Source organism: Undibacterium umbellatum (assembly GCF_014284125.1).
In the GTDB taxonomy this organism is placed as follows: Bacteria; Pseudomonadota; Gammaproteobacteria; order Burkholderiales; family Burkholderiaceae_D; genus Undibacterium; species Undibacterium umbellatum.
In genome coordinates, this window is the sequence record NZ_JACOFX010000017.1 from 56847 (window position 1) to 75287 (window position 18441).

Genomic DNA, 18441 nt, shown 5'->3' on the forward strand with positions numbered 1-18441 from the left:
TGTTACGCCCCCTTGGACGAAATTGTTGTTGCGGCTTGCATTTGGGTCGGGAAATCAATTTCTGCAAGAAAGCCATGCGGTTCGAGCGAAGTCAGACTCAGGTGCGCTTGATTTGAAAATAATAATTGCAGACGTTCGCGCAAATTCGCCAAACCAGTTCCTAGTCCCTGACTACCCTGGCCACCTTGATTGGCGCCCAGCCCAATACCAGTGTCACTCACTTGCGCTATACAGCGTTCGCCTTTGATCCGCACCGTGACATTAATTTCGCCACCTTCTTCACTCGGGTCAATGCCGTGCCGCACCGCGTTTTCCACCAGTGTCAGCAGAGTCATGGGCGGACATTGCACCTTTAATGCAGCCTCATCGACCTTGATTGAAAATTGCATTCGATCAGGCATACGCATGTGCATCAATTCAAGGTAAGCACGTACCAATTCTAACTCTTGTCCCAGCGTCGTGGCAGCGTTATTCAGGTTTGGGACAGCAGCGCGTAAATAGGCGATCAAACTATTCAAGACCTGTGATGCCTGATCAGATTGGGAATCCACCAGTTCACGCACGTTAGCCAGGGTATTGAACAAAAAATGGGGTTCCACTTGTGCCTGTAATAAACGCAGACGTGAATCAAGTGCGTCTCTTGCGAACTCACTACGCTCCAACTCAAACGATAAAGCCTGGCGCTGTGCCTGATCATTGATATGGCGATACAAGGCCGACATCGCTATCCATGGCGAAAATAACAGACCAGCACCGATCATTTCTCCGAATCCTGACAATTTCGACTTAGTTTCGTACCAGGGAACGGGGTCTCCTAAGGTGGTCAGCGTATAAGCGATCGCCGCTGCAAACGGCACCACAATTGCCACAGCAGCAATCTGAAGTACCCAGCGTGCCATCCAGCCTGGTAATCGCTTCGGCCAGCGTTCGAAAAGACCGAATACGGTCAATTGCATCATGGCTATCATGACCAAACGGACAAATATCGTAATCCACCATGCAGACCAGGTCATTTTCATTAAAATGCTCAGAATGAGGCAGGCAAAAAGAACCACCTTGACCCGTTTCCAGGCATACATAGCAGGTAGTGCTGAGGTAGTGCTATTTGACTCTTGATTATTCATGGTTGCCACTTTAAAAAATGAAAATTTGCCACACAAGTAGTGCGACTGACAGCGCTCATCTGACCTTCTCCAAGACAAATGATGTGACCAACAAGCGAAGAATATAAGCAGCTTACACTGCAAAGCAAACACAGGAAACTCTTTGTGATCAAGCACGTTTTCCTTAGTTTGAGTCACGTTTTGCTGCGATGAAGTACAGATGACTTCTAGCAAAATGCGCAAGGCTTCACATGAAAATCGCCTGCCAGCCAGCCGCTGGCATGATCAGATTATCTTTGGCTTTGGCAACAAATTTGGCGCAGTGGGCTTTGTTTTTGAGGGGGCGGTAGCATCACTGTTGGCAGGTAGTTGCTGCTCTTTACTGCCTTGGACCAGCACAGCCTGGTTTTGCCATGCGTAGCAAATACCTTTGCTATTCACCAAAGGCATGAACAGGCGCAGAAATCTGTAGCCGCCACGGCATTGAAAGCAGCCATGCAAGAAGAAAAACCTACTGAAAAATTTGCAAAAAAAGCACTCCCACCCATGCGTTGATACCGCATCGGATACTTATTGACTGACTTACCGCCGGGCCGCCCGTAGCGTTTTACGCCAGCACAGGACACGACGCATCAATACGCGAAGGCAGCGCTGCTGACAGCACATTTCTCCATCACAACCCCGCCACGACGGTTATGATTGTTAATCCCCATCACGCGGCCCGGGCATGTTGCGGCCACTCTGGTGCAGCACCAGGCCACTGATCTTTCCATTGGCCTGACGCTGGAAGCTCAGTTGCGCATCGACGTCTTTCAGGAAGAATTTGTCTGCAGCCTCGGCATAGATGGGATTGCTGCCCTGTCCCGTTGCCTGGGCATATAACTGACCGGATTGCTCACTGATGATGAGCTTGAAACCGGGGGCGAGGGTGTAGCTACCCACATATTGTTTGAGTTGCTCTGCGGGGAGTGTGATCTCTGCGCGTTTGGCGGCCTCTGTCGCCAGCTCACCTATGCGGTGCGCTGGCGAGGCATGGCCATTCTGGTGCAGGGTCAACGACTGTATCTTGCCACTGGCATCGCGTTCAAATTGCAGGCTGGCCTCGACGATTTTATAGAAGAACTCGTCTTTCTTGCGCGGGAAGATAGCGGCCCTCTCCTGCCCGCTGAGTTGCGCCAGCAAGCCGTCTGGCCCGGCGCTGATGCTGAGGATGGCACCGGGCGCAAGCTGGTAACGGCCTGTGTACTCCTGCAATTGTTGTGCACTAAGTTTTTTTTCGTTCACATTGCTGGTATCGGCTGCTGGCATTGCTGGTAACAGGGCTGCCATACCTATGTCATCAACATTGACGGCTGCATTTGCCAGCACAACGACACCGCGCTGGCCATCTGCAGTAAAACCGATGAAGGATGCATAACCACCCGTCATGCCGTTATGCAAGACCACAGTCTGACCGCGCACGCTTTGCACATGCCAGGCCAGGCCTATCTGCAAACCCGGCGTGCCGGTAGGGCGTTGTGCCTGTTGCACCAGTTGCAAGCCAGCAGGTACTTTGACATTGGCACTGTGCATGTGTGCCTGCAAATAGCGCAGCATATCCTGTGCGCTGGATCGCAAAGCACCTGCACCTGCGAGTGTGGGCATGTCCCAGTTGGCGACAGTCTTGCCTTGTGCATCATGACCAGTCGCCAGATTAGCTTGCATGGAGGCAGTCAAGGCGATGCCGGTGTCTGCCATGCCTAGCGGCTTGGCAATGCGTTCTTGCACCAGTTCTGCATAAGACTTGCCCGCACGTGCAGATAGTGCCTGGCTCAGCAAGCCAAAGCCGAGGTTGGAATACTCATACTTTGCGCCTGGCGTGCGTGTCAGTTGATAGCGGTGCAAGAAGTCGCGCAGATTGCTCTCGGTGTAATCGGCGTACGGGTTGTCCGGTCGCTTGGGCATGAGATTGGCAGGCAGACGTGGCAAGGCCGAAGTCTGGGTAGCAAGGTCCAGCAGAGTGATGGCGCGGCCCTGATAATGCGGTATGGAATATGCAGGCAGTAAGCTTGCCACTGCATCGTCCAGCTTGAGCTCGCCACGCATCTGCATGTCTGCCAGTAGCAATGCCGTAAAGGTTTTGCTGACTGAGCCTATTTCAAAGACCGTACTGGCATCTGGCAGATGCGGCTGTGCTTTACCGCTTGTACCGCCTGCACCATTTGTGACCAGACCAAAGCCCTGTATTTTTTGCTCCTGCCCATTCACAGTCACGACGACCAGACCAGGAATGGCAGCATTGCTGACGCGGGCCGTGGCGACTTTTTGTACGGTGGCTGTGTAGTCTTCTGCTGCAGCGACCGGCTCAAGAATGAGGAGACTACATACCGCGAGCAGGGCTGAAGAGATTTTCATAAAAATTCCTATAGAGATTCAAGCACTACAAAGGATTATGTCGTCCGGCGCATACGATGCGGTAGAAACCGGCAGCGCGATGATTTTCAAAAGATGATCATAGTACAATAATTAACAAAAAAAGTACTTTAGATACATTTAACACCAGTCAGCGCGAACAGATTTTTTGCATCCAATGAAAAATTTGAAAAGTTAACTTGTCAATGACATACTCACGACAAAATTTCCGTCTCGTTCAGATTTCTGTGCTGAGACATAGACTTCATACCTGGATCTCACCATGCAAAAAGTAAAAGTCTTCCTGAGTGCTGCCGTGCTGATCAGCATCCACCAGATCGCCTGCGCGCAATTGCTGGCTTATAATAATAAGGAACAGATTCTTGGGGCTGCGGCTATATCGCCTGAATCTGGCGGGAAGCTATTAGAGAAACTAGTTTTGCGCTGCTCACAGTATGGAGATACCACCCGGCTTGCAGGCGAAACCGCAATGAATGCATGGAAGCAAAGACACCAGAATTACCTAGACGAAAACAAGATCGTCCAACAGGAGATTATGGCATTTGTCGAACGGGCTACGGTTCCAGAAGCGCAAAAAAAAGACCTCAGAGATACATTTGAAACAGGTACCAAAAATATAATTGATGCTCAGTTCAAAGCGATGGAAGCACCAATCTCTGCAATGCCTCAAGTTCAACAGAAAGTATCCATCTGCATGTCTTACTTCGATTCAGTCAATGCAGGAAAACTGGACTTAAAAAATAATGATCCTGTAGTCACAAAATTTCTTGACGAACGCATTAACACACGAAAAAAGAAACTTAACGACCAGAGTCCACAATAAACTCTGCTCGTACGTTTGTTATCTTTAAGTGTAGACTCCACGAACAGCCTGGGTGCAGTTATTATCACAGTCAGCTCCTTGGTTACAACACCTTTATTCATCTCAGTCCAGGCTTTTTCACGGCAGGTCGTGCTCACATGAATATCGCCTGCCAGCCAGCCGCTGGCATGATCAGATTATCTTTGGCATTTGCCACATCTTTAGCGACAAATTTGGCGCAGTGGACTTTGTTCTTGAGAGGGTCGGTTCCATCACTGTTGGCGGGCAGTTGCTGCTCTTCACTGCCTTTGACGAGCACAGTCTGGTTTTGCCCTGCGTAGCAAATACCTATGCTATTCACTGAAGGCATGAACAGGCGCAAATACCAGGGCACCAGTTCTTTGATGGCCAATTGTGCAGCGTCGATACTCTCGCTGATGTCGGCATATTTAAAGACATCCTTGGGTAACTTGGGCACCAGCAGGACATGGGCCTCCATCGAACCTTTTTTCTGGTTGGTGACAAATTCAGCACCCTCGGCATAGGCTACCGGGTCCAGAGGTACGGCAATGTAACCTGTTGATGAGATGTCCAGTTTTTTTCGCGTTTCTTTACTGTCGAGGTAAATATCCAGATTGGGGATAGGCGCATGGGTCTTGTTTGAGATGACGCGGATCAGAATTTCCACCTTGTCCTTGCTGGCCGCCCTTACTTTGGAAATCAGCTCATAGGCGGTTTTATAAGGCAGGATGGCCGGGTCTCTGACGGCTTTGACTTCGACGCTGGGCAGCTCGTCAGTGGCCTCTGCTGCACTGGCCGAACTCGCCGAACTCGCCGAATTTGCTGAGCTGGCAGCAACTGCATTGGTGTGGGCAGTGCCCTGTGCCTGAGATGGGCTGATCATGACCAGCGACGCTAGCATCAACGCGAGCATGGCGGCATAAGGGGTGGGGGTAGTAACAACAGCACGCATGGAGAACCTGTCCTTGAATTTGATCCTGCTGACCAGGGATGTACCAGCCCTGCCCATCAGTAACTACCTGCGGCCAGCAAAGAATGATGCTGGCAGACACAAGCAAAACACGAGTTCAAAGTGTCCCCCACTTTTGCGTGTGGGTGCTATATTTTTGAACAAAGCATCATGATGCTATACCAAAGGTATTGAAAAGCAGAACCAAATTCAGGTTATTTTGCCTGCAAGCATTTATTTAATCTCGACTGCCTCTACCCGTATCAGTTCACAGGCACCGGCCCCTGTGTCTTCCCTGGTCAGGGAAGAGCGCCAGCGCCAGCCATCGGCTGCTTTGGCCTCGACGAGTTGGCCCTTGATCCTGACGACCTGACCTACGCGCACCTCTTTCAAGGCTTTTTCCACCGCTGAGGTAGTGGGGATCAAATGCATATTTGCGCTATGACTAGCAATTTCAGAGGCTGGGCGGGGTGGTTCTTTTTCCCATCGATAAAAATAGAAGCGGTTGCTCTGCCCTATCGATAGTTTGTCCAGCACGGCAGTATCTGACATGGCCCCCCAACCCAGCGCCAGGTCAACCGGGGCAAGTTGGGCTTCGCGGTCAGAAGAATACGTCTGCTTCGAGAGTACCCTTGCTTCGACGGTAAAGTCTGCCAGGGCTGTCAGATTGTAATTGTTTTGTTCATAGACCGTGCCCTTGCTAAGCATGGTTTGGACAGGATCATTGGGGGCAATGCTGCCAGGCGGCACCGGCAAGGGCCGGTTGCGCCAGTGCTGGACTGCGAAGATCAGGATGATTGCGGCCAGTAGCCATTTCCAAAAGGACATAGGGATCTAGACCTGTGTATTTGCACAAGATTTCACAAAATATTTAAGACTTGCATCTTATTCGAAATTGTTTCTCAGGTATATTGTCTGCATCACAACTCAAGCAACGCTGCATATCATGCACCGGACTACACATGTACCATGAAGCAAGAGATTTATTTCTGCGGTGACACCCATGGCAATTTCCAGCATGTGATTGATGCCGTGCTGGAGAAGCGCCCTGCTGCCATCGTGTTTCTGGGCGATTTACAAGCCAGACAGCCCCTGGAAGTGGAACTGGCCACCATCATGGACCTGACCGAGGTCTGGTATATCCATGGCAACCATGACACCGATACCGATGCCGATTTCGATCATCTGTTTGGGTCAGCCCTGGCGCATCGTAACCTGCATGGACGTGTTGCCGAGATTGCCGGGTACAAGGTTGCCGGTCTGGGTGGGGTGTTTCGCGGCCATATCTGGATGCCACCAGGAGCCAAGAATTTTCACACACCCAGGGAATACACCGTCAAGGCCGGGAAAGACAACCGCTGGCGCGAAGGCTTGCCACGCAAGCATTACAGCTCCATCTTCCCTACCGATTACAACTACCTGGCCAGCCAGCGTGCCGACATCCTGGTGACCCACGAGGCCCCCAGCGCCCACCCGCATGGTTTTAGTGTGATTGATGAGCTGGCACGCAGCATGCGCGTGACCCGCAGCTTCCACGGCCACCATCATGACCGCATCGATTACAGCAACCACCAGGATCGCCTGGGATTCAGGGCCCATGGAGTAGGTCTGTGCGGGATCAGCGATATCAACGGCGATGTCGTGGTGGCGGGCAAACACGATCATGAAGTGCCGTGGGCAGTATTGAACCGGCGCAGGCCATGAGAAGCAGCCTTACTTCATAGACTGCCCTGCTATCCTGACTTTACCGCGTCGCCATGACCAGTTAAGGTTGACGCCCAGACTAGCCAGCACGATCAATACCAGACCCGCCATTTGCAGCAGGCTGATGCGCTGTCCATACACCAGATAATCCACCCCCACCGCCATCGCCGGATAGATAAAGGTCAGCACCGCAATGGCGCTGGTTGGCATGTTGGGTAGTGCGCCGTAGATCAATACATAGGCCAAGGCAGTTGGCATCAGGCCCAGGCCAATTAGCCAGGCCCATTGCTGCACCCTGATGCCATCCACCGGGATAGTAATTAAACCGGCCAGCAAGACCAGACCAACAATACAATGGATCAGTGCGATCAGATGCGGCGGCATATTGCGCATGGCGCGTGTGGTCAGGGTGACGCCAGCGTAAGCGCATGCACCTGTCAACGTCAGAAGCAAGCCCGTCAGGTATTGCCCACTCATCTGCACACCACTCACTTGCAAGCCACAGGCCAGCACCAACCCGGCAAAACCCAGACATATCCAGGCCAGTTTATTGGCGGCGATTTTTTCACGGAATAACACGGCCCCCAGCAACAAGACAATAAATGGCTGTACATGAAAGACAATGGTGGCGACAGAAATGCCTATACGCTGTATGGCCGCAAAAAAAGTGACCCAGTTCACCACCATCAGCACACCGCCAAACACCGCCAGCCCCAGGTTCTTGCGCGATAAATTGGCGGCGATGAACATGCCTTTATAAGCGCAATACAGCGCCAGCGCGATGGCGGCGAACAGGCAGCGAAAGAATACGGTGGTCACCGCATCGAGGCCAGCTTCATGAATAAAGACGCCCAAGGTCGCCAGCATCAGCATGGCAGTGATGTAAGCCATTGTGGCCTTGCCGTTGTATGGAATGATGGCCGTTGGCGCAGACATGTTTTGCTCTCTGAATGACTATTGCGCTATCATGGATTTTACCCATGCATCAGACAAGCTGATTAAATTGAACTCATACTTTCGAAAAGCTGAATCATGAATTTCCCGGAACTCAACCTCAGCCAGTTGCGTACCTTTGTGCTGGCCGCCGAACGCCTGAGCTTTGTCAGTGCAGCAGAAGCCGTGCACAGGTCACAGGCCGCTGTCAGCATGCAGATCAGCAAACTCGAAGCCAGCCTTGGCCAGCCCCTGTTTGAAAGACACACCAGGCGTATCGCCCTGACGCTGGCCGGTGAAACCCTATTGCCTTATGCACGCCAGCTTTTGCAGACAGAACAGGCGGCACTGAATGCCTTGCGCACGCAACAAGTGGTGGGCAAGGTGGTACTGGGTTCACCCGACGATTATGTATCCTCGCTATTGCCCGCCGTGCTGGAGAGGTTTTCAAAAAGATTCACTGGCGTAGAAATAGAACTGGTGTGCCTGCAGAGCGTATTGCTGAAACCCTTGCTGAAGAAAGGTGTGATCGACCTGGCCTTCGTCACACGGGATGAAGATCTGGATGGTGCCTTCATACGCCGCGAACCCATGGTCTGGGTAGGTGCAGAAAAACACGCTGTCTGGAAAAAAAGCCCGTTGCCGGTCGCCCTGTATGAAAAGGGCTGCGTCGCCCGCGCCCATACCCTGGCCGCACTGGATAAAAGTCGCCTGCCTTATTACTCCACCTACAGCAGCCCCAGCCTGCTGGGCATACTGGCAATGGTCGAAGCAGGCCTGGCGATTGCTGCGCTGGCAGAATGCAGCGCACCTGCCCATCTGGTGCGGCTAGGGAAGGCAGAAGGGCTGAAACCGATAGCACCGCTGGACATAGTGCTCATCAAGGGCAGGAAAAATAATTCGCCAGCGGCAGAATGTCTGGCGAATGAGATCATGCAGGGGTTGAGTGAGCGGCGTGGGGCGTAGTGCGAACTAGTTGATTGCGTCAACAACGCTGTGGCTATCAACAAATTGCTCGAAGCGGATGATCTTGTCACCCTTTAATTGCCATAGATGGGCGACTCTGGCTGTGAAGTGTTTCTGGCTTGCCTTGTGGGTGCCGGTATAAGTGCCATAGGCCACCACCTTGTCACCGCTGGCGACGTAATCTTCTACGGTGAATTTGTAGTCTAGCCATTCTGTGGCGAGACGGTAGAAGACGTTTTTTTGTATGTTAGCAAAGCCAATATAAGTACCAGCATAGGGAAAACCTTTCGCCTCTATCCAACTGGCGTCTGTCGCCAGATAGCGCTGGAGGTTCTTGCCGTTTTCTTCCGAGGTCTTGCCTTCGTATGTACTTTTGATGATATCGAGGTTGCTCATATTTTTTACGCTTCGCAGGTAACAACATGGCGAACCATCGTTCGCCGTGTTTGATAACGTTCTAGTGAATTAACTGACCCAGACTCACCACTTCATCTCACCTTTATTCACCTTGGCACCGATATCCAGAGACAAACCTGGTGGCGCATCAGGGTAAGCTTTTTTCATGGCATCAATCAGCTCGGCACCAGTCTTGGTCGCCGCTGCATTTTTTTCAAACGACAGCAGATAAGCCTTGGTATAAGTGATGGCGCTGATGTCAACGGCGGTGCCGGATTTCATGTGGCCGGGTACGACAATTTTTGGTTGCAGGGCTACCATTTCATCGAGTTGTGCTACCCAGGCGCTGCGTTCTGCCACGGTCTGGGTATCTGCTGTCCATACATGCAGGTTGCCAAAAACGCCGATGTTGCCGACGATGGCTTTGATGGAAGGTATCCAGAAATAAGGACGGTGTGCCAGCAAACCCTGGTTGCCACGCAATTCGACCACCTGGCCATCCACGGTCAGGCTATTGCCGTTCAAGGCTTTTGGCAGGACGGGTGTACGTGGTGCATTCGCGCCCATTTTGGGGCCCCAGAAAGCGACTTTACCTGCAACTTTGGCGGTCAATTTTTCCAGCACGGCAGGTGTTGCGACAACATCGGCTTGTGGAAAGATTTCTTTGAGGGTTTCAACACCAAAGTAATAATCAGGGTCGGCCTGGCTGACAAGGATGGTTTTGAGTTGTTTGCCGCTGTCGAGCACATTGGCGGCGATGCGCAGTGCATCTGCACGCGTGAAACCGGCGTCGATGACCATGGCTTCTTTCTCGCCATAGACCAGGGTGGAATTGACATTAAAGCTATTGCCGTCAGCGTTATAGACTTTGACTTGCAAGGGTGTGGCTGCCTCGGCAGAGGCGAAAGTAACAGCGAGGGTAGTGGCCAGGATGGTAGTGCGCAGCATGGTGGGCTCCAGATGAGTATCAATTGAGTTTCGGGTCATGAACCTTTAGCGATTCAGTGCTTGCAGTGTAATTTCAATTTTCAACCAGATAAACCCGCTAAAATGCACATAACTGTTTCAAAATTCGATCAAATAAGAGGGTAATGATGGACAGATTGACAGCAATGCGGGTGTTTTGCGAGGTGGCGACCAGTGGCAGCTTCAGCGCCACGGCAGACAAGCTGGACATGTCGCGGGCGATGGTGACGCGTTATGTGAGTGAGCTGGAAGGCTGGCTTAATGCCCGCCTGCTGCAAAGAACCACGCGCAGCGTGACGCTGACGGATGCGGGCGAACAATGCCTGCGCCGCAGCCAGCAAATGCTGGCGCTGATGGAAAACATCGAAGAAGAAACCCGCAGCGATGATGCAGAATTGCGCGGGCAATTGCGCCTGACTTGCAGTACCTCATTCGCCTTTGGTCATCTGGCGCGTGTCATCAGCAAGTTCCTCACAATGCATCCCCTGCTGAAGATCGATTTGCATGTGGGTGACGGCACAGTCAACCTGGTGGAGGCGCGTATAGACCTGGCGATACGCATCAGCAGAGAGCCCGACCCGCTGTTGATCGCGCGGCCATTAGCTGTCTGTGATTCGGTATTGGTGGCCGCACCGGCCTATGTGCGGCAGGCTGGTTTGCCTTTACACCCACAAGACTTGCCTGGCCACCGTTGCTTAAGCCATGCCAATTATGGCCGCAATACCTGGCGCTTCATGCGTAGGGATGAGAGTGTGCAAACCGACATCGCCAGCCACTTCAGTGCCAATGATGCAACGGTGTTATTGCAGGCGGTGCTGGCTGGCTCAGGCATCACCCTGCTGCCAACTTACCTGATGGCAGACCATCTGGACAAGGGTGATTTGCAAATCATCTTGCCGGAATGGACAGCACCGCCCATGACTATTTATGCCCTCTTCCCATCACGCCGCCATTTGTCACCCGCGGTGCGTGCCTTGCTGGATTTTTTGGTAGAAGAATTTGCCGACCAGCCCTGGTAATTTGATTGCCTGCATGCCCCAACGATCATGCCAGCGGCTCTTGCTGCGTAGTGCAATGTATGCCACCACCGCCGGCGGCAATCGGGTCTATATTCAACTGCACGATGCGCCTGCCTGGATACAGGTCAGCCAGTTGTTTTTTGGCATAGCTGTCTGCTTCAGCATCGCCAAATTCTGGCAGGATAACAGCACCATTGCAGACATAGAAATTGATATAGCCTGCTGCAAAATTCTTGTTTTCAAATTCTGACCGTACTGACCTGGGTACAGGGATAGGGAAAACCTGCAAGGCCTTGCCCTGTGCATCACGGCTATTGCGCAAGATATCAAGATGGCGTTTGGTGACCAGGTATTCTGGCGACGAAGTATCATCATCCAGATTGGCAACTACCACACCGGGCCGTACAAAGCGGGCATAAAAGTCAGTGTGACCATCGGTGATATCGGCCCCGGCTATGCCCGGTAGCCAGATGACTTTCTTGATGCCGAGTACACGCAAGAGTTCTTTTTCGCATTCTGCTTTCGTCACACCCGGATTGCGATTGGCATTGAGCACACAGCTCTCGGTGATGATGGCAGTACCCTTGCCGTCAACTTCTATGCCGCCACCTTCCAGCGTCAAGCTACTGTTGATGAAGCTGCTGGATGTCTGTCTGGCCATGGCCGCTGCCACCTGGCGGTCCAGCGCAAAGGCTTGCTTTTTTCCCCAGCCATTAAAATTGAATCCCACCCCAGCTTTGGCACGGTTGTTTCCCAATGCAAATACGGCGCCAGTATCACGCAACCACAGGTCATTGATTTCTTGCACGATAAGTTTGATGCGCGGATCACATTTTTGCCTTGCCAAAGCCAGGTCTTGCTGGCGCACAAACATGTTCACGGGTTCAAACGCGACGATGGCATTGGCGATGCTTGCGAGGCAGTCGCGCACGGGATTTAGCAGGCGACGCCCCCAGATGGCTTCTGATGCGCCAAAAGCCATCCAAGTTGCCACATGTGGCTCGGCTTCATCTGGCATACGCCACGCTTCTGGGGCTACTATTGGCAAGTTATTGCTGTTGGCGAATGGGTTGGCCGCTGGATTCATGGTTTCTGAACTTGCTTCGCCACCACAGGCATACAGTAAGCCGGGTGCAAACACAATGGCACTGGTATGCATGGTCCTGGTCAAAAAATTTCTGCGTTTGGTATTCATCATTTTCTCTGGTTTCAGACTGATCGATAAAACCGGCAAAAGCATGCAATCATGGCAAGGCATATCACCGGTCAGGGAATGAACAGGATTGTCTCCGAATCAAATCATGAGAAAAAGCGATATTATTTGCTATTATTGATCAATTCTTCTCATATCTCATTCATGCAAAAAAGGAAACTCCCTTCGCTGACTTTGCTGGCTGGCTTTGAAGCGGCAGCCCGTCATGGCAATTTCTCCAGGGCGGCTGATGAGCTTCACCTTAGCCAATCCGCCATCAGCCATCAAGTACAACAACTGGAAGAGCAATTGAAACAGCCCCTGTTCCGGCGCGTAGGCCGTGGGGTGGAGTTAAATGTCGCAGGAGAGGTACTGTTAAAAAGCGTGCAGCGCTCGATGACGGTACTAAAGGCGGGGCTGGGTCAGATTGCGACATATCTTGACCCTGGCTTGGTAGTAGTGACCTGCCCTGAACATATCGCCCATGGTTGGTTGCTGCCCCGACTGGATGATTTGCAACAATGCCTGCCTGAATTGTGCCTGCTGCTATCAACTGACATGACGGCCCGCTTTGTCGATGAAGTAGATGTCGATATCAGTATCAGCGACCGTCCCTTGCTACAAGAAGGCCTGACTGAACTGCCCTGGTTGCAGGACAATTGGGTGGTTGTTGCCAATAAAGCGCTGGCTGGCCGCATCAATGCTTTGCCAGCCAGTGAACGTCACCTACACGCTAGCTTACTGTGCCTGGAACAAAGCCTGAGCGATGAAAAAACTGCGCCTCTGTTCTTGCAGGAATTAGGGTCGTTCCACAAGCTGGCACTGTTTGATGATCTGCGACTTTTACTAGATGCGGTACGACGGAGTCGTGGCATTGCCTGCCTGCCACACTTGCTTGCGGATGAAGGCTTGCAAGATGGTAGCTTATGTGTGCTGGATGGATATCCTCATATCCCAGGGCAGACCTGGTACTTGTCTGGCATGGTCTCAGAACCTAGGGCCAGCATCGTAAAGCAGGTATTTTCTTGGCTGCAGGATGAAGCAAAAAATTCAATCTGAAGCAGGAATTAAGCTGCATCACATACGACACACTCTCAACCATTCCGAGAAAAGTAAGCACGCATGACGTGCCGGGGCCAGCACATGAATTGCGGCCTGCTGCCGACTTACCTGATGGCAGACCATCTGGCCAAGGGTGATTTGCAAATCGTCTTGCCGGAATGGACAGCACAGCCCATGACTATCTACGCCCTCTTCCCATCACGCCGCCATTTGTCACCCGCGGTGCGTGCCTTGCTGGATTTTTTGGTGGAAGAATTTGCCGACCGGCCCCGGTAGCCCACTGGATCTACAATGGTTCTACTTGAGCGATGTACTACTGATTCCCATCTTCTCCAGGGTCAGAGTTTCATCCGCCCGGCCCCAGCCACCATCGGTCACTTCTTCCACCAGCACCATCGTGTAAGGACGCACGCCTTCGCCAAAATACTCGACGAACATGGCTGTGGTGCGGTGAATGATTTCTTCCTTGCGGGCAGCATCGATGATGCCTTCAGGGAATTTAAAATTTGCAAATGGCATGATTGTTTCCTTAAAAGTAAATTAGGCGAAACCGCCGTTAACACGCAAAACTTGGGAATTAACCCAGGCACCATCTGGGCCTGCCAGGAAGGCAACAGTAGAGGCAATTTCCGCTGGTGTTCCTATGCGTTCCATGGGGTTCATTTTGGCGATGTTGCTGACCTGCTCGTCGGTCTTACCATGGAAAAACATCTCCGTGCCTACCGGGCCAGGGGCGACAGCGTTCACCGTGATTTCGCGCCCGCGCAGCTCATTGGCCAACACATGCACCAGGCCTTCTACCCCCGCCTTGCTGGCAATGTAGGGACCATAAGCAGGAAAGGACTTGGCAATCACGCTGGTGGACAAGGCGATGATGCGCCCGCCTTTCTCTACATGCTGTGCAGCCTGCGCCAGCACCAGGAAGCTACCGCGCAAATTGATGGCGATGAGCTTGTCAAAGGCATCTATATTGCTGACGTTGATGGTCGTCATGGACATGCTGCCTGCGCTATTGACGACCACGTCTATGCGGCCAAATACTTCTTTGGCTGTGGCAAATAATTGTGCCACGTCTTCCGCCTTGCTCACGTCGCCCTGCACAGCGATCGCCTTCCCACCATTAGCCTGTATGGCGCTAACGGTTTCTTGCGCCTTGGCGGCATTGCCTGCGTAATTGACGACAACGGCAAAGCCATCCGCCGCCAGACGCAGCGAGATGGCCTGACCGATGCCGCGTGAACCACCAGTGACGATGGCAGTTTTAATAATTTCTTTGTTCATGGTTTTTTCCTTGATTCAGATTACCCAGACAGATGCGTCTGCCTGGAACACACTTTAACCATTCAACCTGACGAGATAAATACTGATAAACTCAGAACACAATTCAAACCAGCTCAACAATCATGGATAAACTGGACACCCTGCAACTTTTTACCCGCATCGTTGAAACCGGCAGCTTTAGCCGGGCGGCGGATATGCTGGACATCCCAAGGGCCAGTGCCACCCATGCCATCAAGCAACTGGAAACGCGCCTCGGCACCCGCCTGCTGGAGCGCACCACGCGTCAGGTACGTACCACGCTGGATGGCCAGGCCTTTTACGAACGTTGCGTGCATATCATCAGTGAGCTTGATGATGCAGAGGCATCCATGCGCCATGTGGCCGCCAACCCGCGTGGGGTGTTGAGGGTGGATATGCATGGCACCCATGCGACGCAGGTCGTGCTGCCGCGCATACATGAGTTTCGCGACCGTTATCCGGGCATAGACCTGGTGGTCAGTAGTGGTGACCGCCTGGTCGATCTGGTACGTGAAGGTGTCGACTGCGTGATACGTGGCGGCAACCCGCGAGACTCAACTTTGGTGGCACGCCGCCTGGCGCTGATGCCGCAACTACTGTGCGCCAGCCCGGCTTATCTGGCTAAATTTGGCACACCACACCATCCGGACGATTTGATGCTGCACCAGGCCGTCAGGTTTTTTTCCAGCACGACTGCGATAGACTATCCCATCGTGTTGAATATCGACGGCCAGGTGAAGGAATTTGATGTCGGCGGCTGGATGACAGTCAATGACGCCGAGAACTATGTGACCTGCGCCCTTGCTGGCTGCGGCCTGATACAACTCCCGCGCTTCCATATCGCCGCTGCCCTGCGCGATGGCAGCCTGGTTGAAGTGCTGGCCGACTGGCAAAGCCCGCCTCTGCCACTAACCGCGCTTTACCCATATCGTCGCCAGCTATCACCACGCGTGCGTGTGTTTGTCGATTGGCTGGTGGGTTTGTATGAGGAGAAGTTTGGGGTCTTGCCAGTGACTATGAAAGGAGAAATAAGCTGATGAAAATTCGTTTACCAGTCTTGTGGGGCAGGCCTGCTGGTGTTGATTACGGTGCAAAGCAATTAAAACTATCAGAAATCCTGCCAACGACAGGGCAAACCATTAATGCGTATTTTTCTGAAGATGATAGCCCGGTTTACAAAGAAAACCCGCATGTGCTGTGGACGCCACCTTTGACTGAAATGAATGACTGGTCAGATAACCCAAGTGAAATTCTACATAGTTACATTGTAACGGGGCAGGTGAAATTTCTACGTCAAGTACTGCGAGGTAATGAAGAAGCTACACCACTGGAAAGAATGATAGAGAAAAGTCTGGAATATGAGTTGCTCATCACGGATGTACAGCCAATTCTCAAGATGTGCGATCTGGTAAAAACAATGTCGCCAGAATTATGGCAAGAACGCTATGGCAGCAAGACGCTTTCAGGCCTCTTGCAAGTTCAAAATAGCAAAGAAACTTTGTTTGACTATATTAATGATACAGACTGGGCGAGAGTAAATTGGGCGGGGATGGCAAATGCAGGCAGTTATATTTTTCTGAGTTTCAATCGCCATGAATTGCATTATGAAACTCTGCTTCAACAAGAGGGAAATCAATTATTTGTCCACTATTTCAGCTTTACCACCTACCGTCAAAGCGACCGATACATCACTCGCAAAAAACTCTCGGCCAAAGAGAATGAAGGTATCAAATCATTGATGGCAAGAGCTGTCGCGCTCAAGGATAGCTTTGGTGATTACTTGCTTATTGATGTCTAGCCCCGTAGGTTGGGCCGGGCCTCGCTAGGCTACACTTCACCAGCCCACCACTGGGCCTGCAAATGACGTACACGATTGCTGAGGCCGAATGTTGGGCTGATGAAACGTAGCCCAACCTACGAAAACCCAGCCTAACCAAAGGCCCCTATACCGAATAAATCTTAAATCACAAATCCACCATCACCTCAAAGCCACCGAAAATCATGCGTTTGCCGTCGCAGGGCATGGGATTGTTTTCCTGGCTCAGTCTTGGGTCTGCCATGAGTTTTTCCCAGGCGGCATTGCGCACTTCTTTGGATGGCCAGGTGATCCAGGAAAACACCACGGTTTCATCTTCCTTGCATTGCACGGCCAGCGGGAAGGAAGTCAGCTTGCCGGGTGGCACATCATCTCCCCAGCATTCGACGACGCCGAGTACACCGTATTCCTTGAAAATTGGCGAGGATTTTTCTGAATATTGCTTGTAGGCTTCACGGTTGGCATTGGGGACAGCGAGTACAAATCCATCGACATATTTCATGGTAAAACTCCTGGTCTGGCGAAGGTAAATGAAGGATGAAGCTGATGGATTCATGGATTATCCAAAGCAACAAAAAGCGCAGCGGTATTTGTCGCTGTGGCTGAATTCTAGTCCAAATTTTTCGACCGAAGCGAAGTTTTTTTTCACATCAGGTGATACACATTTTTATCGAATTTACAGTGAATGAACATCATAATAATCCAGCACCAGAGCACTCTGGTGCAAGCACTGTGCTAGTACCGAACTTGCACCATACTGATCCGGCTGATTATTGATTCCTGATTCCTGATTATTGATTCCTTAAATCTATATCCCATCGCAAACCCCGCGATGAAACTTGAGATAAAAAAATTTGGCGATTTTCAAAATTTGCGGCAAGATGATGTCTGCGAATCTTCTCGTCCGTACCAAACCCACAGCGGACGAATCAGCTGCATCTGCCAACCCCGATTTGAAAGAAACCCCATGCGTCTCGCCTACTCCACCTGGCCCGAAATCACGGCTTTTTTGAACTCGTCCAAAACCGTCATCATCCCCATAGGCTCGAATGAGCAACACGGCCCTATGGGTTTGCTGGGCACGGACTGGATGTGCCCGGAGATCATCGCCACCGCTGCCGAAAAAGCCGCCCAGCAAAACGGCCAGGCCATGATGGTAGCGCCTACCTTCAACATCGGCATGGCACAGCATCACCTGGGCTTTGCAGGGACGATTTCGCTGCGGCCTTCGACTTTCATGGCAGCGATTGAAGACTGGGTTTTGTCGCTGGCGCGCCATGGCTTTGACCACATTTATTTTTTGAACGGTCACGGCGGCAATATCGCCACCATCGAAGCGGCGTTTTCGCAGATTTACTCGCATTACTCGTACAACAACAAAGCCTGTCCGCTGACCTTGAGGCTGAAAAATTGGTGGGACTTGCCTGGCGTTGCCTCGCTGTGCCATGAGATGTTCCCGGTAGGTCATGGCATGCATGCGACGCCATCAGAAATCGCGGTCACCTATGCTGCCTACCCGGATCAGGTGCGGCAGGTAGAATTGACACCAAAGATCCCGCCGACTGGCCCGATACTTGATGCCCTCGATTACCGCGCCCGCTTTCCAGATGGTCGCATCGGCGCTGATTCGGGCCTGGCAACGATAGAGTTGGGGCAGCAGATCATCGACACGGCGGTGGCGGGTTTATTGACGGATATCAAGGTATTCAGTGCCGAGCAAAAACCAGCCTGATATCGGTCACCTTTTTTCACAAAGCTGCTGAAAAAAACATCAACATTTCCATGTAGAAATCTGATACTG

21 protein-coding genes are annotated in these 18441 nt (G+C 51.9%); 10 read left to right on the top strand and 11 right to left on the bottom strand.

Features of this window, described 5'->3' with window-relative positions; genetic code table 11:
* Positions 1 to 2: 2 nt before the first annotated feature.
* Positions 3 to 1301: a sensor histidine kinase gene (locus tag H8L47_RS30340; RefSeq protein ID WP_186956024.1), complete on the bottom strand. Its 1299-nt coding sequence runs from the start codon at positions 1299 to 1301 to the stop codon at positions 3 to 5.
* A 22-nt stretch (positions 1302 to 1323) separates the two neighbouring features.
* Here H8L47_RS30340 and H8L47_RS23450 point away from each other — a divergent pair, with 22 nt between their 5' ends.
* The gene (locus H8L47_RS23450; RefSeq protein WP_186956025.1) at positions 1324 to 1524 is read left to right on the top strand and encodes a hypothetical protein; all 201 of its coding nucleotides are present in this window, start codon (positions 1324 to 1326) and stop codon (positions 1522 to 1524) included.
* Positions 1525 to 1805: 281 nt separating this feature from the next.
* Here H8L47_RS23450 and H8L47_RS23455 read toward each other — a convergent pair whose 3' ends face one another.
* The gene (locus H8L47_RS23455; protein WP_186956026.1) at positions 1806 to 3497 is read right to left on the bottom strand and encodes a serine hydrolase; all 1692 of its coding nucleotides are present in this window, start codon (positions 3495 to 3497) and stop codon (positions 1806 to 1808) included.
* Between the two features lie 280 nt (positions 3498 to 3777).
* On the opposite strand from H8L47_RS23455, the gene H8L47_RS23460 reads away from it, so the two are divergent.
* Positions 3778 to 4338 carry a hypothetical protein gene (locus tag H8L47_RS23460; protein WP_186956027.1) on the top strand — a complete coding sequence of 187 codons (561 nt, stop codon included), beginning with the start codon at positions 3778 to 3780 and terminating at the stop codon, positions 4336 to 4338.
* 133 nt (positions 4339 to 4471) lie between these two features.
* On the opposite strand, the gene H8L47_RS23465 is transcribed toward H8L47_RS23460, so the two are convergent.
* Together H8L47_RS23465 and H8L47_RS23470 are read right to left on the bottom strand one after the other, a co-directional pair.
* A complete protein-coding gene (locus tag H8L47_RS23465) occupies positions 4472 to 5347 on the bottom strand; it encodes a hypothetical protein (RefSeq protein WP_186956028.1) in 876 nt (291 codons plus the stop codon).
* Between the two features lie 174 nt (positions 5348 to 5521).
* A complete protein-coding gene (locus H8L47_RS23470) occupies positions 5522 to 6115 on the bottom strand; it encodes a hypothetical protein (RefSeq protein ID WP_186956030.1) in 594 nt (197 codons plus the stop codon).
* Between the two features lie 141 nt (positions 6116 to 6256).
* On the opposite strand from H8L47_RS23470, the gene H8L47_RS23475 reads away from it, so the two are divergent.
* Positions 6257 to 6991, top strand: coding sequence for a metallophosphoesterase family protein (locus H8L47_RS23475; RefSeq protein WP_186956031.1), 735 nt, complete (start codon positions 6257 to 6259; stop codon positions 6989 to 6991).
* 9 nt (positions 6992 to 7000) lie between these two features.
* Here the strand turns inward: H8L47_RS23475 and H8L47_RS23480 are convergent, their stop codons facing one another.
* Positions 7001 to 7927, bottom strand: coding sequence for a DMT family transporter (locus tag H8L47_RS23480; protein WP_186956033.1), 927 nt, complete (start codon positions 7925 to 7927; stop codon positions 7001 to 7003).
* Between the two features lie 96 nt (positions 7928 to 8023).
* Between H8L47_RS23480 and H8L47_RS23485 the strand changes: the two genes are divergently transcribed.
* The gene (locus tag H8L47_RS23485; RefSeq protein ID WP_186956034.1) at positions 8024 to 8890 is read left to right on the top strand and encodes a LysR family transcriptional regulator; all 867 of its coding nucleotides are present in this window, start codon (positions 8024 to 8026) and stop codon (positions 8888 to 8890) included.
* Between the two features lie 6 nt (positions 8891 to 8896).
* Here the strand turns inward: H8L47_RS23485 and H8L47_RS23490 are convergent, their stop codons facing one another.
* Entirely contained in the window at positions 8897 to 9286 is a 390-nt protein-coding gene (locus H8L47_RS23490) for a nuclear transport factor 2 family protein (RefSeq protein WP_186956035.1), read from the bottom strand.
* An 84-nt stretch (positions 9287 to 9370) separates the two neighbouring features.
* Positions 9371 to 10234 (bottom strand): MBL fold metallo-hydrolase, encoded by an 864-nt coding sequence (locus H8L47_RS23495; protein ID WP_186956037.1) that lies wholly within the window; start codon positions 10232 to 10234, stop codon positions 9371 to 9373.
* A gap of 146 nt (positions 10235 to 10380) precedes the next feature.
* Here H8L47_RS23495 and H8L47_RS23500 point away from each other — a divergent pair, with 146 nt between their 5' ends.
* On the top strand, positions 10381 to 11271 hold the full coding sequence (locus H8L47_RS23500) for a LysR family transcriptional regulator (RefSeq protein ID WP_186956038.1): 891 nt from the start codon (positions 10381 to 10383) through the stop codon (positions 11269 to 11271).
* Between the two features lie 25 nt (positions 11272 to 11296).
* Here the strand turns inward: H8L47_RS23500 and H8L47_RS23505 are convergent, their stop codons facing one another.
* Positions 11297 to 12466 (bottom strand): agmatine deiminase family protein, encoded by a 1170-nt coding sequence (locus H8L47_RS23505; RefSeq protein WP_329605489.1) that lies wholly within the window; start codon positions 12464 to 12466, stop codon positions 11297 to 11299.
* 162 nt (positions 12467 to 12628) lie between these two features.
* Here H8L47_RS23505 and H8L47_RS23510 point away from each other — a divergent pair, with 162 nt between their 5' ends.
* Together H8L47_RS23510 and H8L47_RS29925 are read left to right on the top strand one after the other, a co-directional pair.
* Positions 12629 to 13522 (top strand): LysR family transcriptional regulator, encoded by an 894-nt coding sequence (locus H8L47_RS23510; RefSeq protein WP_186956040.1) that lies wholly within the window; start codon positions 12629 to 12631, stop codon positions 13520 to 13522.
* An 84-nt stretch (positions 13523 to 13606) separates the two neighbouring features.
* Positions 13607 to 13801, top strand: coding sequence for a LysR substrate-binding domain-containing protein (locus tag H8L47_RS29925; RefSeq protein ID WP_329605490.1), 195 nt, complete (start codon positions 13607 to 13609; stop codon positions 13799 to 13801).
* Positions 13802 to 13822: 21 nt separating this feature from the next.
* Here the strand turns inward: H8L47_RS29925 and H8L47_RS23520 are convergent, their stop codons facing one another.
* Together H8L47_RS23520 and H8L47_RS23525 are read right to left on the bottom strand one after the other, a co-directional pair.
* A complete protein-coding gene (locus H8L47_RS23520; protein ID WP_186956042.1) occupies positions 13823 to 14044 on the bottom strand; it encodes a tautomerase family protein in 222 nt (73 codons plus the stop codon).
* A gap of 21 nt (positions 14045 to 14065) precedes the next feature.
* Positions 14066 to 14806, bottom strand: coding sequence for an SDR family oxidoreductase (locus H8L47_RS23525; RefSeq protein WP_186956043.1), 741 nt, complete (start codon positions 14804 to 14806; stop codon positions 14066 to 14068).
* A 122-nt stretch (positions 14807 to 14928) separates the two neighbouring features.
* On the opposite strand from H8L47_RS23525, the gene H8L47_RS23530 reads away from it, so the two are divergent.
* Both H8L47_RS23530 and H8L47_RS23535 read left to right on the top strand, forming a co-directional pair.
* Positions 14929 to 15861, top strand: coding sequence for a LysR family transcriptional regulator (locus H8L47_RS23530; protein WP_186956044.1), 933 nt, complete (start codon positions 14929 to 14931; stop codon positions 15859 to 15861).
* Positions 15861 to 16622: a hypothetical protein gene (locus H8L47_RS23535; protein WP_186956045.1), complete on the top strand. Its 762-nt coding sequence runs from the start codon at positions 15861 to 15863 to the stop codon at positions 16620 to 16622. The genes H8L47_RS23530 and H8L47_RS23535 overlap by 1 nt, the downstream gene beginning before the upstream one ends.
* A 166-nt stretch (positions 16623 to 16788) precedes the next feature.
* On the opposite strand, the gene H8L47_RS23540 is transcribed toward H8L47_RS23535, so the two are convergent.
* The gene (locus tag H8L47_RS23540; RefSeq protein ID WP_186956047.1) at positions 16789 to 17142 is read right to left on the bottom strand and encodes a DUF1428 domain-containing protein; all 354 of its coding nucleotides are present in this window, start codon (positions 17140 to 17142) and stop codon (positions 16789 to 16791) included.
* 465 nt (positions 17143 to 17607) lie between these two features.
* Between H8L47_RS23540 and H8L47_RS23545 the strand changes: the two genes are divergently transcribed.
* Positions 17608 to 18372 (top strand): creatininase family protein, encoded by a 765-nt coding sequence (locus H8L47_RS23545; protein WP_186956048.1) that lies wholly within the window; start codon positions 17608 to 17610, stop codon positions 18370 to 18372.
* The last annotated feature ends 69 nt before the right edge of the window (positions 18373 to 18441 follow it).

Coding starts and splice junctions, on each gene's coding strand:
- H8L47_RS23540 (WP_186956047.1), bottom strand. CDS start 17,142: ATGAAATATGTCGATGGATTTGTACTCGCTGTCCCCAATGCCAACCGT.
- H8L47_RS23495 (WP_186956037.1), bottom strand. CDS start 10,234: ATGCTGCGCACTACCATCCTGGCCACTACCCTCGCTGTTACTTTCGCC.
- H8L47_RS23505 (WP_329605489.1), bottom strand. CDS start 12,466: ATGAATACCAAACGCAGAAATTTTTTGACCAGGACCATGCATACCAGT.
- H8L47_RS23525 (WP_186956043.1), bottom strand. CDS start 14,806: ATGAACAAAGAAATTATTAAAACTGCCATCGTCACTGGTGGTTCACGC.
- H8L47_RS23455 (WP_186956026.1), bottom strand. CDS start 3,497: ATGAAAATCTCTTCAGCCCTGCTCGCGGTATGTAGTCTCCTCATTCTT.
- H8L47_RS23480 (WP_186956033.1), bottom strand. CDS start 7,927: ATGTCTGCGCCAACGGCCATCATTCCATACAACGGCAAGGCCACAATG.
- H8L47_RS23535 (WP_186956045.1), top strand. CDS start 15,861: ATGAAAATTCGTTTACCAGTCTTGTGGGGCAGGCCTGCTGGTGTTGAT.
- H8L47_RS23485 (WP_186956034.1), top strand. CDS start 8,024: ATGAATTTCCCGGAACTCAACCTCAGCCAGTTGCGTACCTTTGTGCTG.
- H8L47_RS29925 (WP_329605490.1), top strand. CDS start 13,607: ATGAATTGCGGCCTGCTGCCGACTTACCTGATGGCAGACCATCTGGCC.
- H8L47_RS23510 (WP_186956040.1), top strand. CDS start 12,629: ATGCAAAAAAGGAAACTCCCTTCGCTGACTTTGCTGGCTGGCTTTGAA.
- H8L47_RS23465 (WP_186956028.1), bottom strand. CDS start 5,347: ATGGGCAGGGCTGGTACATCCCTGGTCAGCAGGATCAAATTCAAGGAC.
- H8L47_RS23520 (WP_186956042.1), bottom strand. CDS start 14,044: ATGCCATTTGCAAATTTTAAATTCCCTGAAGGCATCATCGATGCTGCC.
- H8L47_RS23475 (WP_186956031.1), top strand. CDS start 6,257: ATGAAGCAAGAGATTTATTTCTGCGGTGACACCCATGGCAATTTCCAG.
- H8L47_RS23450 (WP_186956025.1), top strand. CDS start 1,324: ATGACTTCTAGCAAAATGCGCAAGGCTTCACATGAAAATCGCCTGCCA.
- H8L47_RS23545 (WP_186956048.1), top strand. CDS start 17,608: ATGCGTCTCGCCTACTCCACCTGGCCCGAAATCACGGCTTTTTTGAAC.
- H8L47_RS23500 (WP_186956038.1), top strand. CDS start 10,381: ATGGACAGATTGACAGCAATGCGGGTGTTTTGCGAGGTGGCGACCAGT.
- H8L47_RS23470 (WP_186956030.1), bottom strand. CDS start 6,115: ATGTCCTTTTGGAAATGGCTACTGGCCGCAATCATCCTGATCTTCGCA.
- H8L47_RS23460 (WP_186956027.1), top strand. CDS start 3,778: ATGCAAAAAGTAAAAGTCTTCCTGAGTGCTGCCGTGCTGATCAGCATC.
- H8L47_RS23490 (WP_186956035.1), bottom strand. CDS start 9,286: ATGAGCAACCTCGATATCATCAAAAGTACATACGAAGGCAAGACCTCG.
- H8L47_RS23530 (WP_186956044.1), top strand. CDS start 14,929: ATGGATAAACTGGACACCCTGCAACTTTTTACCCGCATCGTTGAAACC.